Here is a 21,157-nt window from a genome sequence, read left to right as displayed (position 1 = left end):
CGTAAATAGGCGAGGAGATTGAGATGATTGAAATTCTAATTGTTGCTGCTCTAGTGATCTGGAGTGCAGTGGTGGTATTTAAGAAAGTATTTCCTAAGACATCGGGTTCAGTTTTCATGTCCTTGGCTGACCTATGTGAGGGACGCGGTTGGACGCGTTTAGCAACGTGGTTAAAACCGTCAATGGCGGGTGGCTGTGGCGGAAACTGTGCTTGTCCAGCAACAGAAGACAGCAATGCGAAAAAGCCTGAAGTTCAAGCGGTGAAGTGGAAATAAAACAATTTTTGTTCACAAATAAAAAAGCCGTCCAAGAGGGACGGCTTTTTTACGCACTGACACAAAAAAAGTGCAGGAAAGTCAAAACAGAAAAAGCATTCAAAACAGCAAAGTGCTAACATTTCCGCAGATAAATCTCAGACCAAGCATGGGGCGAAAATGTTAATACAACGTGGTGGACTTAAGGTCGTTGCAGGGCTCGGCATTTCTGGTGTTGCAGCGGTCAATTTTTTACATAACCAAGGCTACCGCGTTGCAGTAACGGACTCTCGATCAACCCCGCCCGGTCATGACCAAATTCCAGCAGAGGTACAAACCAGTTTTGGTCAGTTTGACGCAGAACTGTTGTTGTCTGCTGAAGAAATCGTTATTAGCCCTGGGCTCGATCCGAAATTACCTGAAATTCAAGCTGCGATTGCCAAAGGCATCCCCGTGGTGAGTGAAATTCAGATTTTACGCCGTGCAACCGACAAGCCGATCATGGCCATTACTGGGTCGAATGCAAAAAGTACCGTGACGACCTTAATTGGTCTGATGGCTGAACATGCAGGCGTGAAAGTCGCGGTAGGCGGTAACCTTGGTCGCCCAGCGTTGGATTTAACCAAAGATGAGCCAGATTTATACATTTTAGAACTATCCAGCTTTCAGTTAGAAACCACTTCAAATTTACAAGCTGAAGTTGCGGTAGTGCTGAATATGAGTGAAGACCATCTTGACCGTCATGGCGACATGATGGGTTATCACACCGCGAAGCATCGCATTTTCCAAGGCGTGAAAAAAGTCGTTCATAACCGTGATGACTCACTTACTCGTCCTTTGGTCCCTGATGCTACGCCAATGCAAAGCTTTGGTTTAAATGCACCTGATATGAATCAATACGGTGTGTTAAGAGATGACGACGGTACGATCTGGTTGGCCCGTGGCCGCACACGTTTATTGAACAGTGCAGAGATGTATATTCAAGGTACACACAATGTTGCCAATGCTTTGGCCTGTTTGGCTTTGGGTGAGGCAATCAACTTGCCACTGGAGTCGATGTTGGAAACACTGAAAAGCTTTAAAGGCTTAGAGCATCGCTGTGAGTTTGTGAAAGAAGTTGAGGGTGTTCGTTACTATAATGACTCAAAGGGCACCAATGTAGGCGCAACACTGGCTGCGATTGATGGTCTAGGTGCTGCGATTGAAGCCAAAGGTGGTAAGGTCGCGATCATTTTAGGTGGTCAAGGCAAAGGACAAGATTTTAGTGCTTTACGTGAGGCTTTGAGCAAATACGTGAAAGTGGCTGTGTTGATTGGTGAAGATGCGGCGTTAGTTGAACAAGCTGTGGTAGGAACAACCACCTTACTGCATGCTGAGACTTTAGAGCAGGCAATTGCACTTTGCCAAGCCCATACCCAAGCCCATGATGTCGTGTTATTGTCACCTGCATGTGCAAGTTTTGATATGTTCAGTGGTTACCCACAGCGCGGACATCAGTTTGTCGCTTGTGTGCAAGAACTCCACTAAAAATAATAAGGAAATTGAGATGGCTGAGTTTGCTCAGACAACGATCAATAAAATGAATCAGTTTTATAGCCGTTGGGCGCCGCGTGTACCCAGCGAAGTGACACCGCGTAATGTGTTGATCTTTTGCGTCATTGCTTTGTTGTGTTTAGGCTCGATCATGGTTGCATCTGCGTCGATGCCTTATGCTGAACGCCTTCATGAGAATTCATTTCACTATGTCCTTCGTCACGGGATTTCAATCGCGGTGGCGGGCGTTTTGGCCTATGCGGTATACCGAGTTCCGCTCAATGTTTGGTTCAATAACACCTTCCCACTGTGGATCTTGACCATCTTACTGCTGGCTGCCGTATTGGTTGTTGGTACCGAGGTTAATGGTTCGACCCGTTGGATTCGTGTTGCGGGCTTCACCTTGCAGGCTTCTGAGGTCGCCAAAGTAATGATGGCGATTTTCACAGCGGACTATGTGGTACGCCGTGCCGAAGAAGTAAGAAATAACATCAAAGGCTTGATCCGTCTCGGTATTATTATGCTGTTGACGGTGGGTTTGATTATCGCGGAGCCCGACTTGGGTGCAACCGTGGTCATTAGTTTGATGATGCTCGGTATCTTCTTCCTTGCTGGCGCGCCGTTGATTCAGTTTGGTATGGCTTTTGGTGCAATTTTTGCGGCCTTTGTCTTTCTGATTGTATTTGAGCCTTACCGTTTTGAACGTCTAATGTCTTTCTCAAACCCTTGGGAAGATCCGCTAGGTACTGGTTACCAGCTTTCCAATGCCTTAATGGCTTTTGGGCGTGGTGAATGGTTTGGTGTAGGACTTGGCCACAGTGTACAGAAAATGGCCTACTTGCCTGAAGCGCATACCGACTTCATGTTGGCCATTTTAGGCGAAGAGTTTGGCTTTTTCGGGATCACTACGGTCTTGATTCTGTCCTTTACCATGTTGCTGTGCTGTATCAAAGTGGGTCATCGTGCCTTGAAGAATCAGTACCTGCGTGCGGGTTATTTGGCATATGGGGTATCGATTATTTTCTTACTGCAAATTTTGGTAAACGCAGGTATGAACATGGGTATGCTGCCAACCAAAGGTTTGACGCTACCTTTTATTAGTTATGGCGGTTCATCACTGATTATGTGTGCAGTGATGATCAGTTTGATTTTGAAAATTGATGCAACAACACAAAGTGCCAATCCAACCAAAGAAGAATCCAGCTTCTAAGCAGGTTGTTCTTTCATCACGTTTTCCGCAGACGAAACGTACTTTTCGTTATGCGGATAGCGTTTGAGCCCTTCCTAAATTGTGTTTCTCATCAGCGTATCTATCTGTCATTCTTTTATGATGAATGTGACTGTAATGGTCTAAATTTTTTGAATTTGCTTCAATTGAAACGTTGAGCGCTATACCTCGCGTTGAATTTCTGCCGCGATGGTTTTGCTATAAATAGGTACCATGCAGGGTAGTACGGTGTGGAATCAGCGAAACATCCCATTGTGCAATGGCTTGTTGTAACATTTGTTCAGGGGTGTCTAGCTCAACAGTTGGCTGATTTAGAGCATGTATCGCTTGAGCGAGTAGTGTAGATGCTTGGTTAAGATCCAGCGCCTGCGCCATGTTTTGTTTAGACAACTTTTGCCCTTGATCATTCATAGCTAAAGGCAGATGCATATAGCTAAGGCGCGGGTAATCTAGGAGCTGACCTAAATAAATTTGGCGCTCGGTATTATCCAATAGATCTGCACCACGAACCACATGGGTGATGCCTTGTAGGTAGTCATCTACCACTACCGCTAATTGATAGTTGATAATGCCATCGCGGCGTTTCAGTACAAAGTCACCGAGCTCATGTGCCAGTTGTGAGCAGTGTCGGCCTTGCAGAGCATCATCAAAACAAATCTCGACATCTTCTACTTTGACGCGAATGGCTTGTTGCTCAAAAGGCAGAGCAAGGTCACGGCAGGTGCCTGCATAAATGTGGTTAGAACCGAGCATTTTGCGGGTGCACTGACAGGCATAGACCAGTTTGAGTTGATGCAGTTGCTGAATCACGTCTTCATATAGGTCGAGACGATCTTTTTGGAATATGATCTCCGCATCGGGCTGAAAGCCGAAAGCCTCGATACAATGCAAGATATGGCTTTCACTGCCGGGGTAAATACGCGGGATATCGGTATCTTCAATACGAACCAACCATGTGCCTTGATGTGCTTTAGCTTCGCAATAACTGGCAACGGCTGTGATGAGTGAACCAAAATGCAAAGGGCCGGTTGGCGATGGCGCAAACCGACCCACATAAGCCATCCTGTTGTCCCCCTCCTTATGTAAAGGAGGGGTTGGGGGAGGATTATTGAATAACATGATTAACCGTTATTTTGCTTCTCTTTGATTTCTGCCAGTGTTTTGCAGTCAATACATAAAGTTGCTGTTGGACGGGCCTCTAAACGGCGCAGACCAATTTCGATACCACAGGTTTCACAGAAACCATAGTCATCGTTTTTAATCGCTTCAATTGATTGCTCGATTTTGCGGATGAGTTTACGTTCACGGTCACGTGTACGTAATTCAATTGCAAACTCTTCTTCTTGTGTCGCGCGGTCATTCACATCAGGCAAAGCGGTGTTTTCGTCTTGCATGGTGTTGAGTGTGCGGTCAACTTCTGACATCAGCTCTGCTTTCCATGCCAACAAAATTTGGCGGAAGTGCTCAAGCTGACCTTCAGACATGTATTCTTCATTTTTTTTCGGCTGATAAGGTTCAATACCAAATAAGCTTGCAGTAGAACCACCGTCAGTCGCTTTAGGCTTAGTTTTGCGCACACGTTTTGTAGATTTTTCATCTACAACATCAGTTTGTTCGTCTAAGACAGTATTTTGGTTGTCATTCGCCATTTAGGGCAATCCTCATCATATACGTATCTTTAATACGCAAAAAATATGGTGATATGCAAGTGTTTTTATCCACCCTCGAGGAGATTCACCCTCGGGGGTCGTCATCATATAGACTTTTTAAGTATTTTGATAGTCTTTGATGTTTGGATTAAATTGATCACTTTTTCGTAAGAGCAACTAAGGTAATTGAAAACGATAAAAATGAAAAGTTAATAACCTGAAATTTCAACATTTATTTTTTGCTGTGCGTGTAAGACACGTTCTACGTGGGTTTCATGGCTGCCATCTGCGTTTAATTGTAAAATACGATAACCTGGTGCTTGCTCATCTAAGGCGAAATGATCGCTTAAAGGTTTAAATTGGACACTGGTAGACGGCGTCGAGTAAAACTGAATACCATGCCACTCACGCCATGATTCTTGATGGACATGTCCCGACAGCACAATTTTGACATTGTGGTATTTCGCAAGAACCGCAGTGAGGTCTTGGGTGTTCTTGAGTTTATGTTGATCAATCCATTTTGACTGCATTTCAAAAGGATGATGATGACAGGCAATCACAATGTGTTGCTGGGCAAATTCTTGTAGGATCTGTTCCAGTTGGTTCAATTGTGCTTCATCGACCCAGCCATCGATTTTACCTTTGACAGCACTATTGAGTAAAACCACGCTCCAAGGGCCAAAGTGAATCACATGAACTTTGTTTTGTTGCTGATGAAAAGGGAAGTGTTCGGCATTGTCATGATTGCCTGGAACCTGATAAAACGGCGTCTTTAAACTCTGCATAAAGTCTAAATAGCGTTGATAGGTTCGAGGCACAGGTACTTGTGCCAAGTCGCCCGTATGGACGAAGGCATCAATTTGTGGATGACGTTCCACAATGTGTTGTATTACATGATGAAAGCTTTGCTCTGGATTTATACGTACAAACTCCAGATGATCTTGATCCATCAAGTGCGTATCTGAAATTTGGATAATGGTCCAATTTTTCTCATTATTTAAAGTCATGCCTGACCCCTTAGACATTCCTTGTCGTTTTAATCTGTTGTTGTAGCCATTGCAAGGCCATTATGACAGGCGCATTTCTGAGCCGACCATTGGAAAGTAATGTATCGATCTGCGCATAATCAATCAGGTGTAATAAAATATTTTCACCTTCATCGGGCATACCAAATACACCACCTTGTTCGGGTAAATCGGCCGCAGCACTATACAGATGAAACAGTTCCGCACAGGCACCTGCAGAAGGATAAAAGCTAAACAGATGTTGTAAGTGTTCAATCTGACAGCCTGATTCTTCTAAGGCTTCACGGCGAATACAGCTTTCAGGTGATTCATCACCATCGAGTACTCCCGCAATAATCTCCAGCTGCCAAGCTGAATCTTGATCATCCATAGCACCAATACGAAATTGTTCAATCAAGGCAAATTTTTGTTGTGCATTATCATAAATCAAGACACCCGCAGCTTCAGGACGCTGAATGAGCTCACGTGAAATCACAGCGGTGTACTCAGTTTGATTAAACAGGCGATGACGTAAATTTACTTTTTCTACTTGAACAAAACCCTGAAAAACAAAGGCTCTGTCTACAATTTGGACATCTTCACTGTGATATGTAGCTTGCTTAATTATGTTCATAAAGCGCAATCAGGATGAAATTTATCATTTCATCCTAACTGAGAATCACATGATTACAAAAGGTTTTTTATCAACTTACACTTTTTGGTACAAGTTTTGTCCGCTTGCATGGAATTGTTTTTTCATGCTATCGAGACCGTTTTCGACCTCTTCTTGCTGAATTTTATTCAGCGTAGCGTTTTGCTGGTTTTGTGCATAATCACGCACGTTTTGGGTGATTTTCATCGAGCAAAACTTGGGACCACACATTGAACAGAAGTGCGCAGATTTGTGTGCTTCCTTCGGCATGGTTTCATCATGCATGCTGCGTGCCGTGTCTGGATCAAGGCTGAGATTAAACTGATCTTCCCAGCGGAATTCAAAACGTGCTTTAGACAGGGCATTGTCACGGACTTGCGCACCCGGATGACCTTTGGCCAAATCTGCCGCATGTGCTGCAATTTTATAGGTGATGATGCCATCTTTGACGTCTTTCTTGTTCGGTAGGCCCAAGTGTTCTTTTGGCGTCACATAACACAGCATGGCAGTTCCATACCAACCAATCATCGCCGCACCAATCGCGGAAGTAATATGGTCATAACCTGGGGCAATATCGGTGGTCAATGGCCCTAACGTGTAGAAGGGCGCTTCTTGGCAGACTTCAAGTTGTAGATCCATATTTTCTTTAATCATATGCATAGGCACATGCCCCGGACCTTCAATCATCACTTGCACATCATGTTTCCATGCGCGATGGGTGAGTTCGCCTAAAGTGCGTAATTCAGAGAACTGTGCTTCATCATTGGCATCTTGGATACACCCCGGACGTAGGCCATCGCCGAGGCTGAATGACACGTCATAGGCTTTCATGATTTCGCAGATTTCATCAAAATGTGTATAGAGGAAGTTCTCTTGATGATGGGCCAAACACCACTGTGCCATGATCGAACCGCCACGAGACACGATACCAGTGAGGCGATTCGCCGTCATTGGAACATAACGTAATAAGACGCCTGCATGGATGGTGAAGTAATCTACGCCTTGCTCAGCTTGCTCGATCAGCGTGTCTTTGAAGATTTCCCACGTCAGGTCTTCCGCCACCCCATCAACTTTTTCTAAAGCTTGATAGATCGGTACGGTACCAATCGGAACAGGTGAGTTACGGATAATCCATTCACGGGTTTCATGGATGTTCTTCCCTGTGGATAGGTCCATGATGGTGTCTGCACCCCAACGGGTTGCCCAGGTCATTTTTGCGACTTCTTCATCAATTGAAGAGCCGAGAGCTGAGTTACCAATATTGGCATTGATTTTCACCAAGAAGTTTCGGCCAATGATCATGGGTTCGATTTCAGGGTGGTTAATATTGGCAGGAATAATGGCACGCCCTTCAGCCACTTCTTTGCGCACAAATTCAGGCGTGATTTCCATCAGGTTATGCGCACCAAAGTTTTGCCCCGCGTGTTGACGTGCATCGACCCCTTCACGTTGACGCTGATTTTCACGAATAGCGATGTACTCCATTTCAGGAGTAATGATGCCTTGTTTGGCATAATGCATCTGCGTGACATTGTGACCTGCTTTGGCGCGACGTGGTTTCTGGATGTGAGCAAAACGAATATCAGCGGTACGTATATCTCGTAAACGTTCTTGACCAAAGCTTGAGCTCAGGCTATCTAACATTTCGGTATCGTTGCGCTCTTCAATCCAATTTTCGCGAACATTCGGTAGACCTTTGTTCAGATCAATACTGACATTGGTATCGGTATACACACCAGAGGTGTCATACACCATCACTGGTGGATTATACTCACCGCCTAAGCCTGTTGGGGTTTCGGTCAGTTCAATCTCACGCATGGGGACTTGAATGTCTGGGCGTGAACCTTGGATATAAACTTTTTTAGAGGCAGGCAAGATACGGGTCAGATCTTTGGCATCTTGTTCATGTTGTGCTGAAATTTCAGCGGAAAGATTCGTTAACTGGTTCATTGCAATGATCCTTATGAATGACATCAACGAATCAAGCACGACCAAAAACGATGGCAATTGAAGCTATTTCTGTGTGTTGTTAATTTGATGATACAAATGCAACGGATGTATTTCTACTGGAAATAGTTCAATGAAAGGCGTTCAGTTTTTAGATGGCTTGATTCCTACGCAGGTCTTAACCTGATCAGGTTCAACGGTACTCAGCTTCAAAACTTTATTGAAAAGTCTTAGCTGATCTCAGCGAGCAATTACTCGCGCTCCGTCAAGCGATGCATCATCTTAACATGCAATGTTGTTAAAAACAGCGACCTTTTTATTCAAAGTGTGAAAGGAGATATGTTCAACGTTCTAAGCAAATGGCATCGCTTAAGCAGTCTTTGCCTTGATCGGGTTGGACCATGCGCAATTGGATAAAATGCGCCAATTGTCTTTGTAAGAGTTGATCTGCACCTAGGCGCTGCGCATGGGCGGAAGCAGGCAAGATGATTTGAGCCGCTCTTTGTTCAGGGCTGAGTTTCACGAACTTTAAAAATAAGCGCGCTTGATCCGTCACACTTGAATTTTTTAATTCGGCTAGGCGCTCAATTTCTTCCAAATAATTGCTTTGCACGGTATAGCCGTCGTAAATGCGTTGAGCATCCAGTCCGATAAACAAGAGGGTGCTATATAGGTTCAACAGATGACGTGCATCTTGGTGGTAGCTACTTTTTGGGTATTGCTGTAAATAACTTTCCCAATACAGCGCACGATCCACAATTTCTTTGGCATCAATTTTGACCTGACTTCCAATCACGGCAGGGTATTGATTCTGTGTTGCCAGATGTTCAATAAACTCTTGCTCCGCGACAGGGAGATAAGGCGCAAAAATTTTGGCTAAATACTCAGGGCTACGGCGGTAATGCACTTGTCCTTCGCCTGCATCAAACAACTCGACATAAGACTGCCCTTGGTGTTTGATGAGGTATTGGTCACGAATGGTCAGTTGCTCAAAAAGACTTTGTTGAATGGTCGGATGTTGCGCCATTTCTAGAGCATAACTTTCAAAAGCGCGCTGCTGTTGCGGCGTACGTTCGACCGATAAAAAGTCATGATACATTTTATTGGATAAACCCAATAAATGCTTTTGTTGTGGAAAACCGAGTAAAGGCAAACACAGCTTAAGATCTTGATTGATTTGCTCTAAAGCAAAAGTCGTACGCTGCGCACCTATTTCTGACATGTTTTTGTCAATTTTTTGGCACAAGTCGGTTAAGTCTAAGGTTTGAGTTGAAGACGCTTCAATTTGTGCGGGCTCTTGAAAGCTGACAGGTTCAGGTTTTTGACAGGCAGCCAACAGCGCGCACATGAAAATCAGTACGTAAGGTTTAAGCGAAAATAAAGAAGAATGATTCACAGCGACTCGATCAAAAACTCAGTTCAGCGACTACACAGTAGAGAAACTCCTTTTCTCCGTACCTCATTTTATAGGGGGGATGGAGTTTTTAATGTGTAGTATTGTGAATGATTTTGTTGAACCGGCTGTGACACTGTTCAATATTTACTTCATAATGAACAAATTATTGGGTGCTATTGTAACCAGTGCAATAAAAAATATACGAAAATAATGACAACTCGTTTTAGTATATCGTTGCTCAGAACGAGGCCAGTGAGGTGAAAAGGTGGACCAAAAAAAATGAAGATTAAATGTGTCCTAGCCAGCTGTGTTTTGTTTTTCGCGCCGTGGAGTCATGCCTTGGATTTGGTCGACGCTTTACAACGCGCCAAAGTCAATGATCCCAACTGGCAAGCCAATTTACTCCAATATGAAGCAGATCAACTCAATTTAGGCATTGCTCAAGGCAACTTACTACCTACCATTAGTCTGTCTGGCAATGTGACTCGAAAAAATCAACCCATTGGGCAAGTGAGTTCGGTTCTTTCCATGCCCGATGCGACCACCACCAAACAAGTGGCGATTACGGCGCGCCAACCCCTTTTTCGTTGGGATGCGTGGGAAGGATTAAAACAAGTCAAGACCTCCCTCAGTTTAAGTGAAGTCAATTTACAGCTACAGCGACAGCAACACATTTTAGACGTGACGGAAGCCTATTTTAATGTACTGCGCCAACAAAGTTTAACCGCAGCCAATTTACAAGAAGAACAAGCCTTACTTGAACAACTGAATATGATGAATGCCAAACTCAGAGAGGGTTTGGTGGCAAAAAGTGATGTGAGTGAAGCTAATGCACAGTACCAAAGCGCACAGGCTAACCGCATTGCGACGCATGTACAACTGGTCTTGGCGCAGGAACAACTGGCGCAAATTATTGGGCCTTATCAAGAAAACTTGGCAGTGTTGCGTGAAGACTTTCAGTTTCAAAAGCCTTATCCTGCAGAACTTTCAGCATGGACTAATTTAGCTCTCGCACAGAACCTAGGCATTCAGCAGGCACGCTTGCAACAGCGCTATGCTGAAGATCAAAAACGGGTTGAACAAGCTGCGTTGTATCCTCAAATTGAAGCTGTGGGAAGCTATGGTTATAGTGAGCAGACGCCTGAGAATATTATGTCGGCCAAAGGCAACTTTGATCAGATTGGTATTGAGATGAATTGGAATGTCTATACGGGGGGACGAACCAAGAAGTCGATTCAAAAAGCTGCCGTCAACGTCAAAAAATCTGAAGCCGAATTGGATGCCGTTATCCGTAAAGCCAATACAGAGGTGAAAAAGTCCTATTTACAAGTGGAAACAGACCAAGCCAAGTTGCAAGCACGTAAAGCTGCCATGGAATCATCCAGCCTCGTCTCTCGTGCCTCACAAGCGCAGTATCAAGAAGGCTTAAAAACCATGGTTGATGTTTTACTGGCACAACGCAATGCCTTTTCGGCCAAGCAGGATTATGTCAATGCTAAGTATGACTATCTGATCAATGTCTTGCATTTAAAGGCATCTGTGGGTAAGTTGACTGAACAAGATATTCAAGAAATGAATGCATGGTTGGTGGACAAAGCACGCTTATAAAAGGGTCTTGTCATCAAATCTTCACAATTGCTATGCTTTAATATCGCTCAATCTTTAGTCCCTCATGATGTTGCTGTGGAGTACGTCCTTTGCCAAATAGTCCTGTTTTAAACCATCACATTTCTTCGCAGTTCAATGAAGATTTGCAGGATGTGAACACCAAATTTATGACCATGGGTGGTTTGGTAGAACAACAAGTGGCAAATGCAATTCATGCGCTACTCGACACCGATGCCAACTTAGCGGTCGATGTTCAGTTTAAAGACAATGCGGTGAATCAGCTCGAACGTGAAATTGATGAAGCCTTGACCTTGATTTTGGCGCGTCGTCATCCTGCTGCGATTGATTTGCGTATGGTAATTGCGATGTCGAAAGCCAATACCGACCTAGAGCGTATTGGTGATGAAGCGGCGAAAATTGCTCGTATTGCGCAAAGCTTATGTGAAGACGGTGAATCCCCTCGCGGTTATATGGAAACGCGTCATATTGGTAACCAAGTCCGTGTCATGATTCATGATGCCCTAGACGCTTTTGCACGCTTAGATGCAGAACAAGCGCTACGTGTGATGATGGCCGATGCTGACATTGACCGTGAATATCAGTCTGCAACGCGTACTTTGATGACTTATATGATTGAAGACCCGCGTCATATTGCCCGTGTGATTAATGTGATGTGGGTATTACGTTCATTGGAGCGTATTGGCGATCATGCGCGTAACATTTCTGAGCAAGTGATTTACATGGTGAAAGGTTTGGATGTACGTCATACCAGTTTTGAAGAAGTTGAAAAACATATCCAAAAATAAAAAAGCGTATCTTATTTTTCAAGCACAACTTCGGTTGTGCTTTTTAATGGTTGCTTAATTTTCGGATAAAAAAAATCTCAGACTTTGGGGGAAATCTGAGACTAAAATCGGGGATATTTATCGTTATAGATAAGAGGTTTCCCTCTATCCTTGAATGCCATTATAGGAAAGATGTTTTTCTGCGTCATGTAGGTTCTTGTAGTGTAATGTTGAGTTTTGCAATGGTTATGTAGCGCTATGTTTACACTTAATTATTTAGATACAAATAGCTGTTCTATATTCTGATTGAGTCATCAATATGTCATCTATCTTGGGTTTAGTTAGACCTGTGCTTAGATAGAACATTGTATGAATAAAAAGAAAAGCCCCGATGTTGGGGCTTTTCAAATGTGAAACTGTGTGCTTTGCTTACTTTAGATAATTTTCAGAGCAATACTCTATTGGTCACGCCAAGCATAGCTTTTCATCTTGCAGCGTGGCGGAGCAGTGCTCCGCTTTATCACGCCTCAGGCTTTAAGCCTTCTGCTTTTTCTAAGCTTTCATCATTATTAAAGAACTTCTCACGTTGTTCTTCAAGAAACTTTTTCGCATCAGGTTCAAACACATTTAGGCGTTTTTCATTGATTAAAGTGGTTTGGTGCTTTAACCATTCTCCCCAAGCTTGCTTGGAGATGCTTTCAAAAAGTTCTTGGCCTTTTGCACCAGGAAACGGTGCAAAGTCTAAACCTTCCATTTCTATTTGATATTTACGGCAAAAAACTTGTCGAGTCATATCTAGACGTCCTTATTGAGCATAAAGTTTTTCTAAACGCGCATGGGCACGTTCAATGGCAGCTTCTACTTGCGCAGGTGCAGTTCCACCAATGTGGTTACGTGCATTGACTGACGCTTCAAGGGTTAGTGCTTTTTCAAATACATCCGCTTGAATTAAGTCAGAGAACTGTTGAAGTTGTTCAAGAGTCAATTCAGAAAGATCTTTTGACTCTTGAACACCTAAAGCAACGGCTTTACCCACAATTTCATGTGCATCACGGAAAGCTACGCCATTTTTTACAAGGTAATCAGCCAAGTCAGTTGCCGTTGAGAAACCACGCAGCGCTGCTTCACGCATGATGTCGATGTTTGGAACCAAAGCAGGAATCATGTCTGCAAAAGCCATGAGCGAGCCACGCACGGTATCAATCGCATCAAACAAAGGTTCTTTGTCTTCTTGGTTGTCTTTGTTATACGCCAACGGTTGACCTTTCATCAGTGTTAACAAGCTCATCAAGTCGCCATAGACACGACCTGTTTTACCGCGCACTAACTCTGGAACATCTGGATTTTTCTTTTGTGGCATGATTGAAGAGCCAGTACAGAAACGGTCCGGAATGTTTACGAACTTAAACTGCGCAGACGTCCATAGAATGAGTTCTTCTGACATGCGTGATAAGTGCATCATGATCAAAGAAGCCGCAGCATTGAATTCAATACCGAAGTCACGGTCAGATACTGCATCGAGCGAGTTTTCAGAAACGGCTTCAAAACCCAGTAACTCTGCTGTAAATGCGCGGTCGATTGGGTAAGTGGTACCCGCAAGTGCTGCTGAACCTAGAGGCATACGGTTAGTACGTTTACGGCAGTCAATGAGACGCTCAGAGTCACGCACTAACATTTCAAACCATGCTAGTAGGTGGTGACCAAAAGTCACAGGCTGTGCTGTTTGTAAGTGGGTGAAGCCTGGCATAATGGTATGCGTGTTTTGAGCAGCAATACTCAAAATACCTTTTTGTAATTTTTTTAGTAATTCTAAAATGGCATCGATTTCATCGCGGACATAGAGGCGAATATCGGTTGCCACTTGGTCATTACGGCTACGACCTGTGTGGAGCTTTTTACCTGTGATGCCAATCCGTTGAGTCAAACGCGACTCAATGTTCATGTGCACATCTTCTAGGTCAATACGCCATTCGAACTGACCCGCTTCGATTTCAGCTTGAATGGTGTTTAAGCCATTGATGATGTCATCGCGTTCTTGTTCAGTCAGAACGCCAACTTTTGCAAGCATGGTCGCATGAGCAATAGAACCTGCAATATCTTGTTTATAAAAGCGTTGGTCAAATTGTACAGATGCTGTAAATTCAGCAACAAAGGCATCAGTAGCTTCAGAGAAACGACCGCCCCACATACCCGAAGTTTGGGCTTGTGACGGATTTGAGGAATTAGAAGATGTGGTCATGTCGGCTCAATAAGATAAAAAGCGGTAGAACTCGCATGAGTATAACAAATTCAAGACAACTTGCCGAAGTTCAAGATGCGCAAAGTTTAACTTCCAGTATGGCTAAGCCAAATATCTCTTATTTATTTAGCAAAATCGTGCAATGGCCGCATTTGTTGGAATTATTTGTTGGTGGAAATTTGTTGGCCATGCTGTTGGCTTTGGCCGAGGCACAGTCTTGGTCAAACTTGGTGTTTGAGCATGTGCTGGGCTATATGCTTTACATTAATTGGGTTTTACTGTCTTTTGCTGCGCTGATGCAATATGGACAAAAAAAGTTGCAGAATTTGGGTCTGGGTATGACTTTATTGTCAGGCTTTTTTCTATTGCAGATCATTGTGTTGGTGACCACGCTCAGCCTTAATATACTGATCTTCTTTGGAGCTAATTTTAGTTTCAAAGGTTTGACTTCAGCCATCTTATGGAATGATGTGGCTTTGCATTTGGGTTATGGCTTGTTGTTAGGCAGCTTTTGTTTTCGTTATTTGTACCTAAGAGAACAGTGGTTTAGGCAGCAAAATAGTGAGCTGAATGCACGGGTGCAAGCCATGCAAGCCCGTATCCACCCGCATTTTTTGTTTAATAGTTTAAATAATGTGATTAGCTTGATCGCGATTGATCCAGATAAAGCCGAACAGATGTTGCTCAATCTATCGCGTCTGTTTAGAGCCAGTTTCCAAGAACTCAAACTGGTCAAGCTCAGTGATGAAATTGAGTTGTGTCAGCGTTATTTGGCGATTGAGCAAATTCGCTTGGGAGATCGTTTACAGGTTGAATGGAAAATCGAGCATGCCGAATTGTGTAAGCAGGTACAAATTCCACTCTTAACTTTACAACCTTTACTTGAAAATAGTATTTTTCATGGTGTTGAAAAATTTTTAACTAAGAGTACGATAAGTGTACTGATTGAAATATTGCAAAATCAAGTTAATATCGTCATAACCAACCCATTTACAAAGGAAACAATTCATAAACGACAAGGACATGGTATTGCTATTGAAAATGTGAAGCAGCGTCTAGAAGCATATTTTGGGCGAACTGTGAGTTTTCAAACCTATGCAGGGGAGGGAATGTATACCACTGTTGTGCAGTATCAATATAAATAAGCCGCAGTGAACCTATAAAAATAAACAAGGTGACTGTTGGGGAGGAGATAAATGGACATCCTAATTTGTGATGATGAGCCTTTAGCAATCGAACGTTTGTCTAGATTGGTGAGTCAGCTCGGACATCAAGTGGTGGCAACAGCCTCACATGGTCAACAAGCAATTGAATTAACTCAACAATATGAACCAGATGTGGTACTTTTAGATATTCAAATGCCAGAAATGGATGGTTTGACTTGTGCGCATTATTTGCGTCAGCTTGAGCCGATGCCTGCTTTGGTGTTTTGTACGGCTTATGATGAACATGCGCTCGATGCATTTAAGTCACATGCTGAAGGTTATTTATTAAAACCAGTGATGCAACAGGAATTGCAACAGGTGCTTGGTCACCTCACTAAATTAACCCAAGCTCAAATGAGCGAGATAAAACAAAAAGAAAATATGGATGAATTTAACGTAAAGCGACATCAAATCGCAGCGAAAACCTATCGTGGTGTGGAATTGGTGCCCATTGAAAATATTTATTATTTTTTGGCGGATCAAAAATATGTCACGGTACGCCATAAAAATGGCAGTGTCTTAATTGATGAAACCTTAAAAGACTTAGAGCATGAGTTTGGGGATGCCTTTATTCGTATCCACCGTAATGCTTTGGTTTCTGTTCATTTTTTAGAAGGACTTGAAGTGGTCAACTCTGGGCAGTATCAAGTGCGTTGCCGTGAGTTAGATGAGCGTCTAGCGGTGAGTCGACGACATTTGCCGGGCTTGCGTGAGCGCTTACATAGGCTTTAGCAGGCTAATGTAATTATTCTGCTGCTGATGATGAGATGGGACGCTTTGGGCTGAATACATTTCCAATGGGGGAAATTCAGTTTAAGATAGTTTCATTCTTATTGGCACATACTAAAATTTATGAAAACCCTAAAGATCGCTACTCGACAAAGCCCGCTTGCTCTTTGGCAAGCTGAACATATCCGTGCTCGTTTAGAAGCATTGCATGCGGGGCTCACAGTAGAGTTGGTGACTTTTGTTACCCAAGGGGACAAAATTTTAGATACACCATTGGCAAAAATTGGTGGCAAAGGTTTATTTGTCAAAGAGCTTGAAGCGGCTTTGTTGGATGGTCGTGCCGATTTGGCAGTGCATTCAATGAAAGATGTTCCGATGGCTCTGCCAGAGGGGTTATCACTGGCCGTGATTTGTGAGCGTGAAGATCCTTTAGATGCTTTTGTGTCGAATAGTTATGCGAATTTTGATGCATTGCCACAAGGGGCGAAGGTCGGCACTTCGAGTTTACGCCGTAAATGCCAAATTTTAAAACTACGACCTGACTTAGAGATTATCGATTTACGTGGCAACGTAGGAACGCGTTTATCTAAATTAGATGCGGGTCAGTACGATGCCATTATTTTGGCCAGTGCGGGATTAAAACGCTTGGGGTTGGCAGAACGTATTCGTCATACCATTCGACCTGAGTTGAGTTTACCTGCCGTGGGTCAGGGCGCTTTAGGGCTAGAGTGCCGTGCAAATGATCAAGCGGTATTGGATTTGATTCATCCTTTATTACATGTAGAAACCGATACCTGTGTTCGCGCTGAACGTGCTTTCAATGCTTATCTTGAAGGTGGATGTCAGGTACCCATTGCAGGCTATGCCACTTTAGCAGACAACCGTATTCAGCTCGAAGGGCGTGTGGGGAGTGTCGATGGGCAAACGCTCCTCAAAGCACAAGTGGCGGGTGATGCCGCTGAAGCCGAGCATTTGGGTGTTGTCCTTGCACAAGAGTTATTGGCTCAAGGTGCAGGTGACTTACTCAAAGCCTTTTATCACTAATATGTCTTAACGATGCTGTTTATTAATACGCGCCCTGTTGATCGCGCGGCAAGCCTCACGATGGCACTAGAGCAACAGGCTGTTGAGGTCTATCCATTGCCGTTACTGGAGTTGTTGCCTAGAGCATGGGATCATGATCTGGCACGCTTGTATCGACAGTTAGCGCAGACCCAAGTGATTGTGGTGGTCAGCCCTAGTGCTGTGCAGTTTGGTATGGCACATTTGCTGCAAAGCGGTTTAACGGTGTCTGATTTACAGCATATTCAATGGATTGCAGTCGGACAAAAAACAGCACAGGCTTTGGCCGAATATGGTTTGGGCAGTGTGGTGCCTGAGGTAGAAACCTCTGAAGGGATGTTACAACTGCCTGTTTTGCAGAACTTGGCCAGTGATGCGAGTATTGCATTTTGGCGAGGAGAAGGTGGGCGTCAGTTTATGATGGACACCTTAATGCAACACGGGCGTCTTATACTGAACTTTGTTTTGTATGAGCGTCGCTGTCCAAATGAAACGATGCAGCAACAGGCTGAATTAATTCAATGTTTATCAGAACATAATCACTACGTCGCACTGATCAGCAGTGAGGCCAGTTGGCTGAATTGGTTGGTTCTGCTGGACTCAAATATTCAGCTTCTGCAACAAGGACACTTTTTGGTGTTGGGTGAGCGTTTGGCACAGATCTTGAAGCAGTATCAACAGCAAATGCATGTGCCGTTTAAAATGAGTGTACTGAAAGATTTAAAGACAGCCACGATTGTACAGTTGTTACAAAGTGAGCAAGGGAACGCATGAAGAAGATTCTTATAATTGTATTGATGGCTGCATTGGCGTGGATTGCGAAGCTAAGTTATGACGTGTGGGGGCTGAGTACACAACAAGCTACTTTGCTCAATGAAATGCACCAAATCGAACAGCGCAGCGCCAATTTGAACGATCAAGTCGTGGCTATGCAGCGTCAAAAAGAAACTTTGAAACAAAACCCTGCAACAGTGAATACGATGAGTAGCCAACCTGCCGAATTGGTGATTGAGGGTATTGATCCAATTTTGTTTATTAAGCAACAGTTGGACTTGGTTGAGTTTGCCTTAAAGCAACAGCAGTATGTGGTGGCCACCGATAAGTTGGCTTTTTTAGATATGCAGCTGGAAAAATATAACTTGGCTGTGGCGTTGAAGCAAAGTTTGCATCAGGTCATAGCGCGAGATATGCAAACCATTCATAAGTTTGTGGCTGAGCGCAATGAGCAGCAAGCGCTGATTAACCGCCAGCTGCAACAGATTGATCAGGCTTTAAGTCGAGAAATACAACAACCTCAGTTAAACACCACGCGCGATACGTCCGAATCCTTTTGGAAGCAATGGTTGAGGCTCGAACCTGCGCAAGCACCTGCAACAGCGCTAATGCAACGACAAATCGTGCTTAAAGAAGCCCAGTTACGCTTATTGTTGGCACGCCAAGCCTTAGCTGCAGGGCAATATACCGAATACCAAAAAGACTTAACCGAAGTAATGCTGTTGATCCAGCAACTTCCAGACCCTAAAGCCAAAGAGCTGCTGAAACAGCTGAATAAGCTGAAAACATTGGTGGTTGTCCCAACGCCTATTTTAAGTACGCGTGCGTTGTTGGGGTAATGGAATGAAACAAATACTGATTGCTTATGGTTTGGTGAGTTTAATTGCAATTGCTGTGTTGAGTGTCTTGAGTTATGGGCATGGTGCGGGTTATGTCTACGTGTTTTGGCATGACTGGCAGTTACAAACCAATCTCTGGATCGTATTTATTGCGCTAGCACTGCTTAGTTTTAGCTTGCATTTGGTTTGGTTGGGGCTAAAACGGTATCTCAGTCGAGAAAAACGCAAAGCGGAAACTGTTTTTGATTTTAAAAGTTTGCATCCTTATGAACAACTGGCTGTGATTTGGTTGTTGGATGCAGGCCGAGATCAACAAGCCTTTATTCAAAATGCCTTCGCGCAGTCGGGCTTGCTCAAAAGTATTATCGATGCACGTTTATATTTGATGCAGGAGCAGTTCCCTGAAGCCTTAAGCGCCTTGAGCCAAAGCAATGCCATGGCTTTTGAGTTGGCGGAACTGCAGCGTATTGAACTGTTTTTAGCACAAGAAGATGCAGAACAGGCTTTAACCCATCTAGAGTTTCTCAATCAACATGAACTTTCACCTTGGCTTAAAGATGTGCAAACCGCTTATGAAGCGTGTTTAAAAGAGCTATGGGGGCGTTTTGCGATTCAGTTTCCATGGCTTTATTTACGCTCAACTCAATATGGTCATTTAGATCAAGATGTGAAAAAAGCATGGCTGAAGCGTTTGTTGATAAAATTTGATCAAGCCAATTATGAAAATTTAGAGGATTTAAAACAACGTTATTTAGACTTGTCTGATCAGATTTTCAGCCGCAGTTATGATGTTCAACTGCTGTGGCTTAAGTTATTAGCACGTATGCCAGACATGAGTGAACAGCACGAACACTTGTCGATTTATTTGCTCAATCAGCAGTTTAATTCCGAAGTATTTTATTTGTGGTTCCAGCAGCAACTTTTGAAACAGCAACCCGATTATGTGGACTTGCAGCAACACATTGAAGCATGGGAAGCGAAGTATACGAGTGTGCCGGTTTTGAGTTTTGCCAAGTGGCATATTTATACTGCTTTAGGCATGCAAGAGCAGGCAGATGCGTTATTAAGTTTATATCCAGATAATGTATTAATGAACTATTTAAGAGTCAAATCGACCTTAAATGGTGATGAAGATTTAATTAAACAGTTAAATTTAATTTTTGAAAATAATGCAAATTTTGTAGAAATGAAAATATAGGTGCATAATGCAGAGCGTTTTAGATTACCCATTGGTTTATACTCAACACGTGGCTTGGGGAGATATGGATGCCTTTGGTCATGTTAATAATGTCATGTATTATCGTTATGTTGAAAGTGCGCGTTTGGCGTATATTGAACATACGGGTATTTTATCTGCGGATGTACTAACTGTTGTTGCATCAAATCAGTGCAAATATTTAAAACCAGTATTTTATCCAGACCAATTAAAAATTAGTGCACGTATTGAAGAACTCAGAAATAGTGCATTTCGTATGCACTATTTATTATGGAGTGAACAGCAACAAGCATTAGTTGCAGAAGCAGAAGCGGTCATTGTTTGTGTCGATAAAACCAATATGCAGAAAACATTAATTCCTGAACTGGTGCGTCAAAAACTCAAAGAATTTGAGTTAACGGTCGGTCATCAAATATAAATATCTTTTTATTTATTTTAAAAGTCGCTAGACTATATAAATACTGTCTAAGTATTGTTGTTTAAGTCATGGATGAGTTGAGTCTTTGGTCTAATCAAAATATTATTAAATAGACTCAGTAAATAAAATGTTGGTTAATGGAGTTAATGTAATGCCAGATATTAGTAATTTATCCGTAGAAGAGTTAAAGCGTCTACAAATCGAAGCGGAAGCTTTAATTGCATCTAAAAAAGATCAAGCAATTGAAGATGCCTATACCCAAATTAACGCGATTGCGGAAAATGTAGGCTTAAGCATTGAACAAATTTTAGAGTTTGGCGCGACTAAGCGTAAAAAAGGTACACGTAAGTCGGTTGAACCGCGTTACCGTAACAAAGGCAATGCTGCTGAGACATGGACTGGCCGTGGTAAGCAACCACGTTGGTTGGTGGCTCAGTTAGAAAAAGGTGCGAAGCTTGAAGATTTTTTAATCTAAGTCATCACCTTGTCACAGATGTGACATAAGCTCAAAAAACCAAGCATTATCTGCTTGGTTTTTTTTATAGTTAAAGTTTGGTGTTGTTGTAAAATTATGCATAATGTCTATCAAAGAAAGACAAGAAATGAAGCAAGGAAGAAT

General features: G+C 43.1%; 21 protein-coding genes and 1 riboswitch. Of the genes, 13 read left to right on the top strand and 8 right to left on the bottom strand.

Annotated elements, in window-relative coordinates:
* Window positions 1-23: 23 nt before the first annotated feature.
* From AC5EUN_RS15415 to ftsW, 3 genes are all read left to right on the top strand, one after another.
* Complete coding sequence (locus AC5EUN_RS15415) at window positions 24-275, top strand: DUF6587 family protein (RefSeq protein ID WP_148826902.1); 252 nt, start codon at window positions 24-26, stop codon at window positions 273-275.
* 159 nt (window positions 276-434) lie between these two features.
* Complete coding sequence (murD, locus tag AC5EUN_RS15410; protein WP_010325706.1) at window positions 435-1,781, top strand: UDP-N-acetylmuramoyl-L-alanine--D-glutamate ligase; 1,347 nt, start codon at window positions 435-437, stop codon at window positions 1,779-1,781.
* 19 nt (window positions 1,782-1,800) lie between these two features.
* Entirely contained in the window at window positions 1,801-2,997 is a 1,197-nt protein-coding gene (ftsW, locus tag AC5EUN_RS15405) for a putative lipid II flippase FtsW (RefSeq protein WP_114837823.1), read from the top strand.
* A gap of 216 nt (window positions 2,998-3,213) precedes the next feature.
* Here ftsW and gluQRS read toward each other — a convergent pair whose 3' ends face one another.
* From gluQRS to AC5EUN_RS15375, 6 genes are all read right to left on the bottom strand, one after another.
* The gene (gluQRS, locus tag AC5EUN_RS15400) at window positions 3,214-4,134 is read right to left on the bottom strand and encodes a tRNA glutamyl-Q(34) synthetase GluQRS (protein ID WP_228276924.1); all 921 of its coding nucleotides are present in this window, start codon (window positions 4,132-4,134) and stop codon (window positions 3,214-3,216) included.
* 2 nt (window positions 4,135-4,136) lie between these two features.
* A complete protein-coding gene (gene dksA / locus AC5EUN_RS15395) occupies window positions 4,137-4,664 on the bottom strand; it encodes an RNA polymerase-binding protein DksA (RefSeq protein WP_004692816.1) in 528 nt (175 codons plus the stop codon).
* Between the two features lie 209 nt (window positions 4,665-4,873).
* Window positions 4,874-5,671 carry a 3',5'-cyclic-AMP phosphodiesterase gene (cpdA, locus tag AC5EUN_RS15390; protein WP_159153600.1) on the bottom strand — a complete coding sequence of 266 codons (798 nt, stop codon included), beginning with the start codon at window positions 5,669-5,671 and terminating at the stop codon, window positions 4,874-4,876.
* Between the two features lie 10 nt (window positions 5,672-5,681).
* On the bottom strand, window positions 5,682-6,302 hold the full coding sequence (locus AC5EUN_RS15385; RefSeq protein WP_159153599.1) for an NUDIX domain-containing protein: 621 nt from the start codon (window positions 6,300-6,302) through the stop codon (window positions 5,682-5,684).
* Between the two features lie 75 nt (window positions 6,303-6,377).
* Window positions 6,378-8,270 (bottom strand): phosphomethylpyrimidine synthase ThiC, encoded by a 1,893-nt coding sequence (gene thiC, locus AC5EUN_RS15380; protein ID WP_159153598.1) that lies wholly within the window; start codon window positions 8,268-8,270, stop codon window positions 6,378-6,380.
* A 144-nt stretch (window positions 8,271-8,414) separates the two neighbouring features.
* Window positions 8,415-8,542: riboswitch (TPP riboswitch) on the bottom strand.
* A 68-nt stretch (window positions 8,543-8,610) separates the two neighbouring features.
* Window positions 8,611-9,663: a hypothetical protein gene (locus AC5EUN_RS15375; protein WP_201707069.1), complete on the bottom strand. Its 1,053-nt coding sequence runs from the start codon at window positions 9,661-9,663 to the stop codon at window positions 8,611-8,613.
* 279 nt (window positions 9,664-9,942) lie between these two features.
* Here AC5EUN_RS15375 and abuO point away from each other — a divergent pair, with 279 nt between their 5' ends.
* Window positions 9,943-11,271 (top strand): multidrug efflux outer membrane protein AbuO, encoded by a 1,329-nt coding sequence (gene abuO, locus AC5EUN_RS15370; protein WP_159153597.1) that lies wholly within the window; start codon window positions 9,943-9,945, stop codon window positions 11,269-11,271.
* Window positions 11,272-11,360: 89 nt separating this feature from the next.
* On the top strand, window positions 11,361-12,077 hold the full coding sequence (gene phoU, locus AC5EUN_RS15365) for a phosphate signaling complex protein PhoU (protein ID WP_004692799.1): 717 nt from the start codon (window positions 11,361-11,363) through the stop codon (window positions 12,075-12,077).
* Window positions 12,078-12,576: 499 nt separating this feature from the next.
* Here phoU and AC5EUN_RS15360 read toward each other — a convergent pair whose 3' ends face one another.
* Both AC5EUN_RS15360 and argH read right to left on the bottom strand, forming a co-directional pair.
* Window positions 12,577-12,849 (bottom strand): oxidative damage protection protein, encoded by a 273-nt coding sequence (locus tag AC5EUN_RS15360; RefSeq protein ID WP_131229861.1) that lies wholly within the window; start codon window positions 12,847-12,849, stop codon window positions 12,577-12,579.
* Between the two features lie 12 nt (window positions 12,850-12,861).
* A complete protein-coding gene (gene argH / locus AC5EUN_RS15355) occupies window positions 12,862-14,295 on the bottom strand; it encodes an argininosuccinate lyase (RefSeq protein WP_004692796.1) in 1,434 nt (477 codons plus the stop codon).
* On the opposite strand from argH, the gene AC5EUN_RS15350 reads away from it, so the two are divergent.
* The 8 genes from AC5EUN_RS15350 (at window position 14,286) to AC5EUN_RS15315 (ending at window position 21,013) form a co-directional block, all read left to right on the top strand.
* The gene (locus AC5EUN_RS15350) at window positions 14,286-15,440 is read left to right on the top strand and encodes a sensor histidine kinase (RefSeq protein WP_171518781.1); all 1,155 of its coding nucleotides are present in this window, start codon (window positions 14,286-14,288) and stop codon (window positions 15,438-15,440) included. The two genes, argH and AC5EUN_RS15350, sit on opposite strands and share 10 nt — an antisense overlap.
* Before the next feature lie 51 nt (window positions 15,441-15,491).
* Window positions 15,492-16,232, top strand: coding sequence for a LytR/AlgR family response regulator transcription factor (locus AC5EUN_RS15345; RefSeq protein ID WP_114837602.1), 741 nt, complete (start codon window positions 15,492-15,494; stop codon window positions 16,230-16,232).
* Window positions 16,233-16,352: 120 nt separating this feature from the next.
* Window positions 16,353-17,273 carry a hydroxymethylbilane synthase gene (gene hemC / locus AC5EUN_RS15340; RefSeq protein ID WP_062033245.1) on the top strand — a complete coding sequence of 307 codons (921 nt, stop codon included), beginning with the start codon at window positions 16,353-16,355 and terminating at the stop codon, window positions 17,271-17,273.
* Window positions 17,274-17,285: 12 nt separating this feature from the next.
* The gene (locus AC5EUN_RS15335; RefSeq protein ID WP_159153595.1) at window positions 17,286-18,065 is read left to right on the top strand and encodes a uroporphyrinogen-III synthase; all 780 of its coding nucleotides are present in this window, start codon (window positions 17,286-17,288) and stop codon (window positions 18,063-18,065) included.
* Window positions 18,062-18,904, top strand: a complete 843-nt coding sequence (locus tag AC5EUN_RS15330; RefSeq protein WP_148826894.1) for a hypothetical protein — start codon at window positions 18,062-18,064, stop codon at window positions 18,902-18,904. Before AC5EUN_RS15335 ends, AC5EUN_RS15330 begins: the two co-directional genes overlap by 4 nt.
* A 4-nt stretch (window positions 18,905-18,908) precedes the next feature.
* Window positions 18,909-20,102, top strand: coding sequence for a heme biosynthesis protein HemY (locus AC5EUN_RS15325; RefSeq protein ID WP_159153594.1), 1,194 nt, complete (start codon window positions 18,909-18,911; stop codon window positions 20,100-20,102).
* 7 nt (window positions 20,103-20,109) lie between these two features.
* Window positions 20,110-20,538, top strand: coding sequence for an acyl-CoA thioesterase (locus AC5EUN_RS15320; protein ID WP_159153593.1), 429 nt, complete (start codon window positions 20,110-20,112; stop codon window positions 20,536-20,538).
* Between the two features lie 151 nt (window positions 20,539-20,689).
* Window positions 20,690-21,013, top strand: a complete 324-nt coding sequence (locus tag AC5EUN_RS15315; RefSeq protein ID WP_004692786.1) for an H-NS histone family protein — start codon at window positions 20,690-20,692, stop codon at window positions 21,011-21,013.
* Window positions 21,014-21,157 lie beyond the last annotated feature (144 nt).

This window comes from Acinetobacter sp. CAU_H_S170_2, assembly GCF_058890445.1.
This window is presented reverse-complemented; position numbering and strand designations above follow the sequence as displayed.

What these genes read in the sequence shown, in the direction of transcription:
- dksA (WP_004692816.1), bottom strand. Translation starts at nt 4,664, where the DNA reads ATGGCGAATGACAACCAAAATACTGTCTTAGACGAACAAACTGATGTT.
- AC5EUN_RS15315 (WP_004692786.1), top strand. Translation starts at nt 20,690, where the DNA reads ATGCCAGATATTAGTAATTTATCCGTAGAAGAGTTAAAGCGTCTACAA.
- thiC (WP_159153598.1), bottom strand. Translation starts at nt 8,270, where the DNA reads ATGAACCAGTTAACGAATCTTTCCGCTGAAATTTCAGCACAACATGAA.
- AC5EUN_RS15320 (WP_159153593.1), top strand. Translation starts at nt 20,110, where the DNA reads ATGCAGAGCGTTTTAGATTACCCATTGGTTTATACTCAACACGTGGCT.
- murD (WP_010325706.1), top strand. Translation starts at nt 435, where the DNA reads ATGTTAATACAACGTGGTGGACTTAAGGTCGTTGCAGGGCTCGGCATT.
- gluQRS (WP_228276924.1), bottom strand. Translation starts at nt 4,134, where the DNA reads ATGTTATTCAATAATCCTCCCCCAACCCCTCCTTTACATAAGGAGGGG.
- AC5EUN_RS15325 (WP_159153594.1), top strand. Translation starts at nt 18,909, where the DNA reads ATGAAACAAATACTGATTGCTTATGGTTTGGTGAGTTTAATTGCAATT.
- ftsW (WP_114837823.1), top strand. Translation starts at nt 1,801, where the DNA reads ATGGCTGAGTTTGCTCAGACAACGATCAATAAAATGAATCAGTTTTAT.
- hemC (WP_062033245.1), top strand. Translation starts at nt 16,353, where the DNA reads ATGAAAACCCTAAAGATCGCTACTCGACAAAGCCCGCTTGCTCTTTGG.
- AC5EUN_RS15350 (WP_171518781.1), top strand. Translation starts at nt 14,286, where the DNA reads ATGTGGTCATGTCGGCTCAATAAGATAAAAAGCGGTAGAACTCGCATG.
- AC5EUN_RS15385 (WP_159153599.1), bottom strand. Translation starts at nt 6,302, where the DNA reads ATGAACATAATTAAGCAAGCTACATATCACAGTGAAGATGTCCAAATT.
- cpdA (WP_159153600.1), bottom strand. Translation starts at nt 5,671, where the DNA reads ATGACTTTAAATAATGAGAAAAATTGGACCATTATCCAAATTTCAGAT.
- abuO (WP_159153597.1), top strand. Translation starts at nt 9,943, where the DNA reads ATGAAGATTAAATGTGTCCTAGCCAGCTGTGTTTTGTTTTTCGCGCCG.
- argH (WP_004692796.1), bottom strand. Translation starts at nt 14,295, where the DNA reads ATGACCACATCTTCTAATTCCTCAAATCCGTCACAAGCCCAAACTTCG.
- AC5EUN_RS15415 (WP_148826902.1), top strand. Translation starts at nt 24, where the DNA reads ATGATTGAAATTCTAATTGTTGCTGCTCTAGTGATCTGGAGTGCAGTG.
- AC5EUN_RS15335 (WP_159153595.1), top strand. Translation starts at nt 17,286, where the DNA reads ATGCTGTTTATTAATACGCGCCCTGTTGATCGCGCGGCAAGCCTCACG.
- AC5EUN_RS15330 (WP_148826894.1), top strand. Translation starts at nt 18,062, where the DNA reads ATGAAGAAGATTCTTATAATTGTATTGATGGCTGCATTGGCGTGGATT.
- AC5EUN_RS15360 (WP_131229861.1), bottom strand. Translation starts at nt 12,849, where the DNA reads ATGACTCGACAAGTTTTTTGCCGTAAATATCAAATAGAAATGGAAGGT.
- AC5EUN_RS15345 (WP_114837602.1), top strand. Translation starts at nt 15,492, where the DNA reads ATGGACATCCTAATTTGTGATGATGAGCCTTTAGCAATCGAACGTTTG.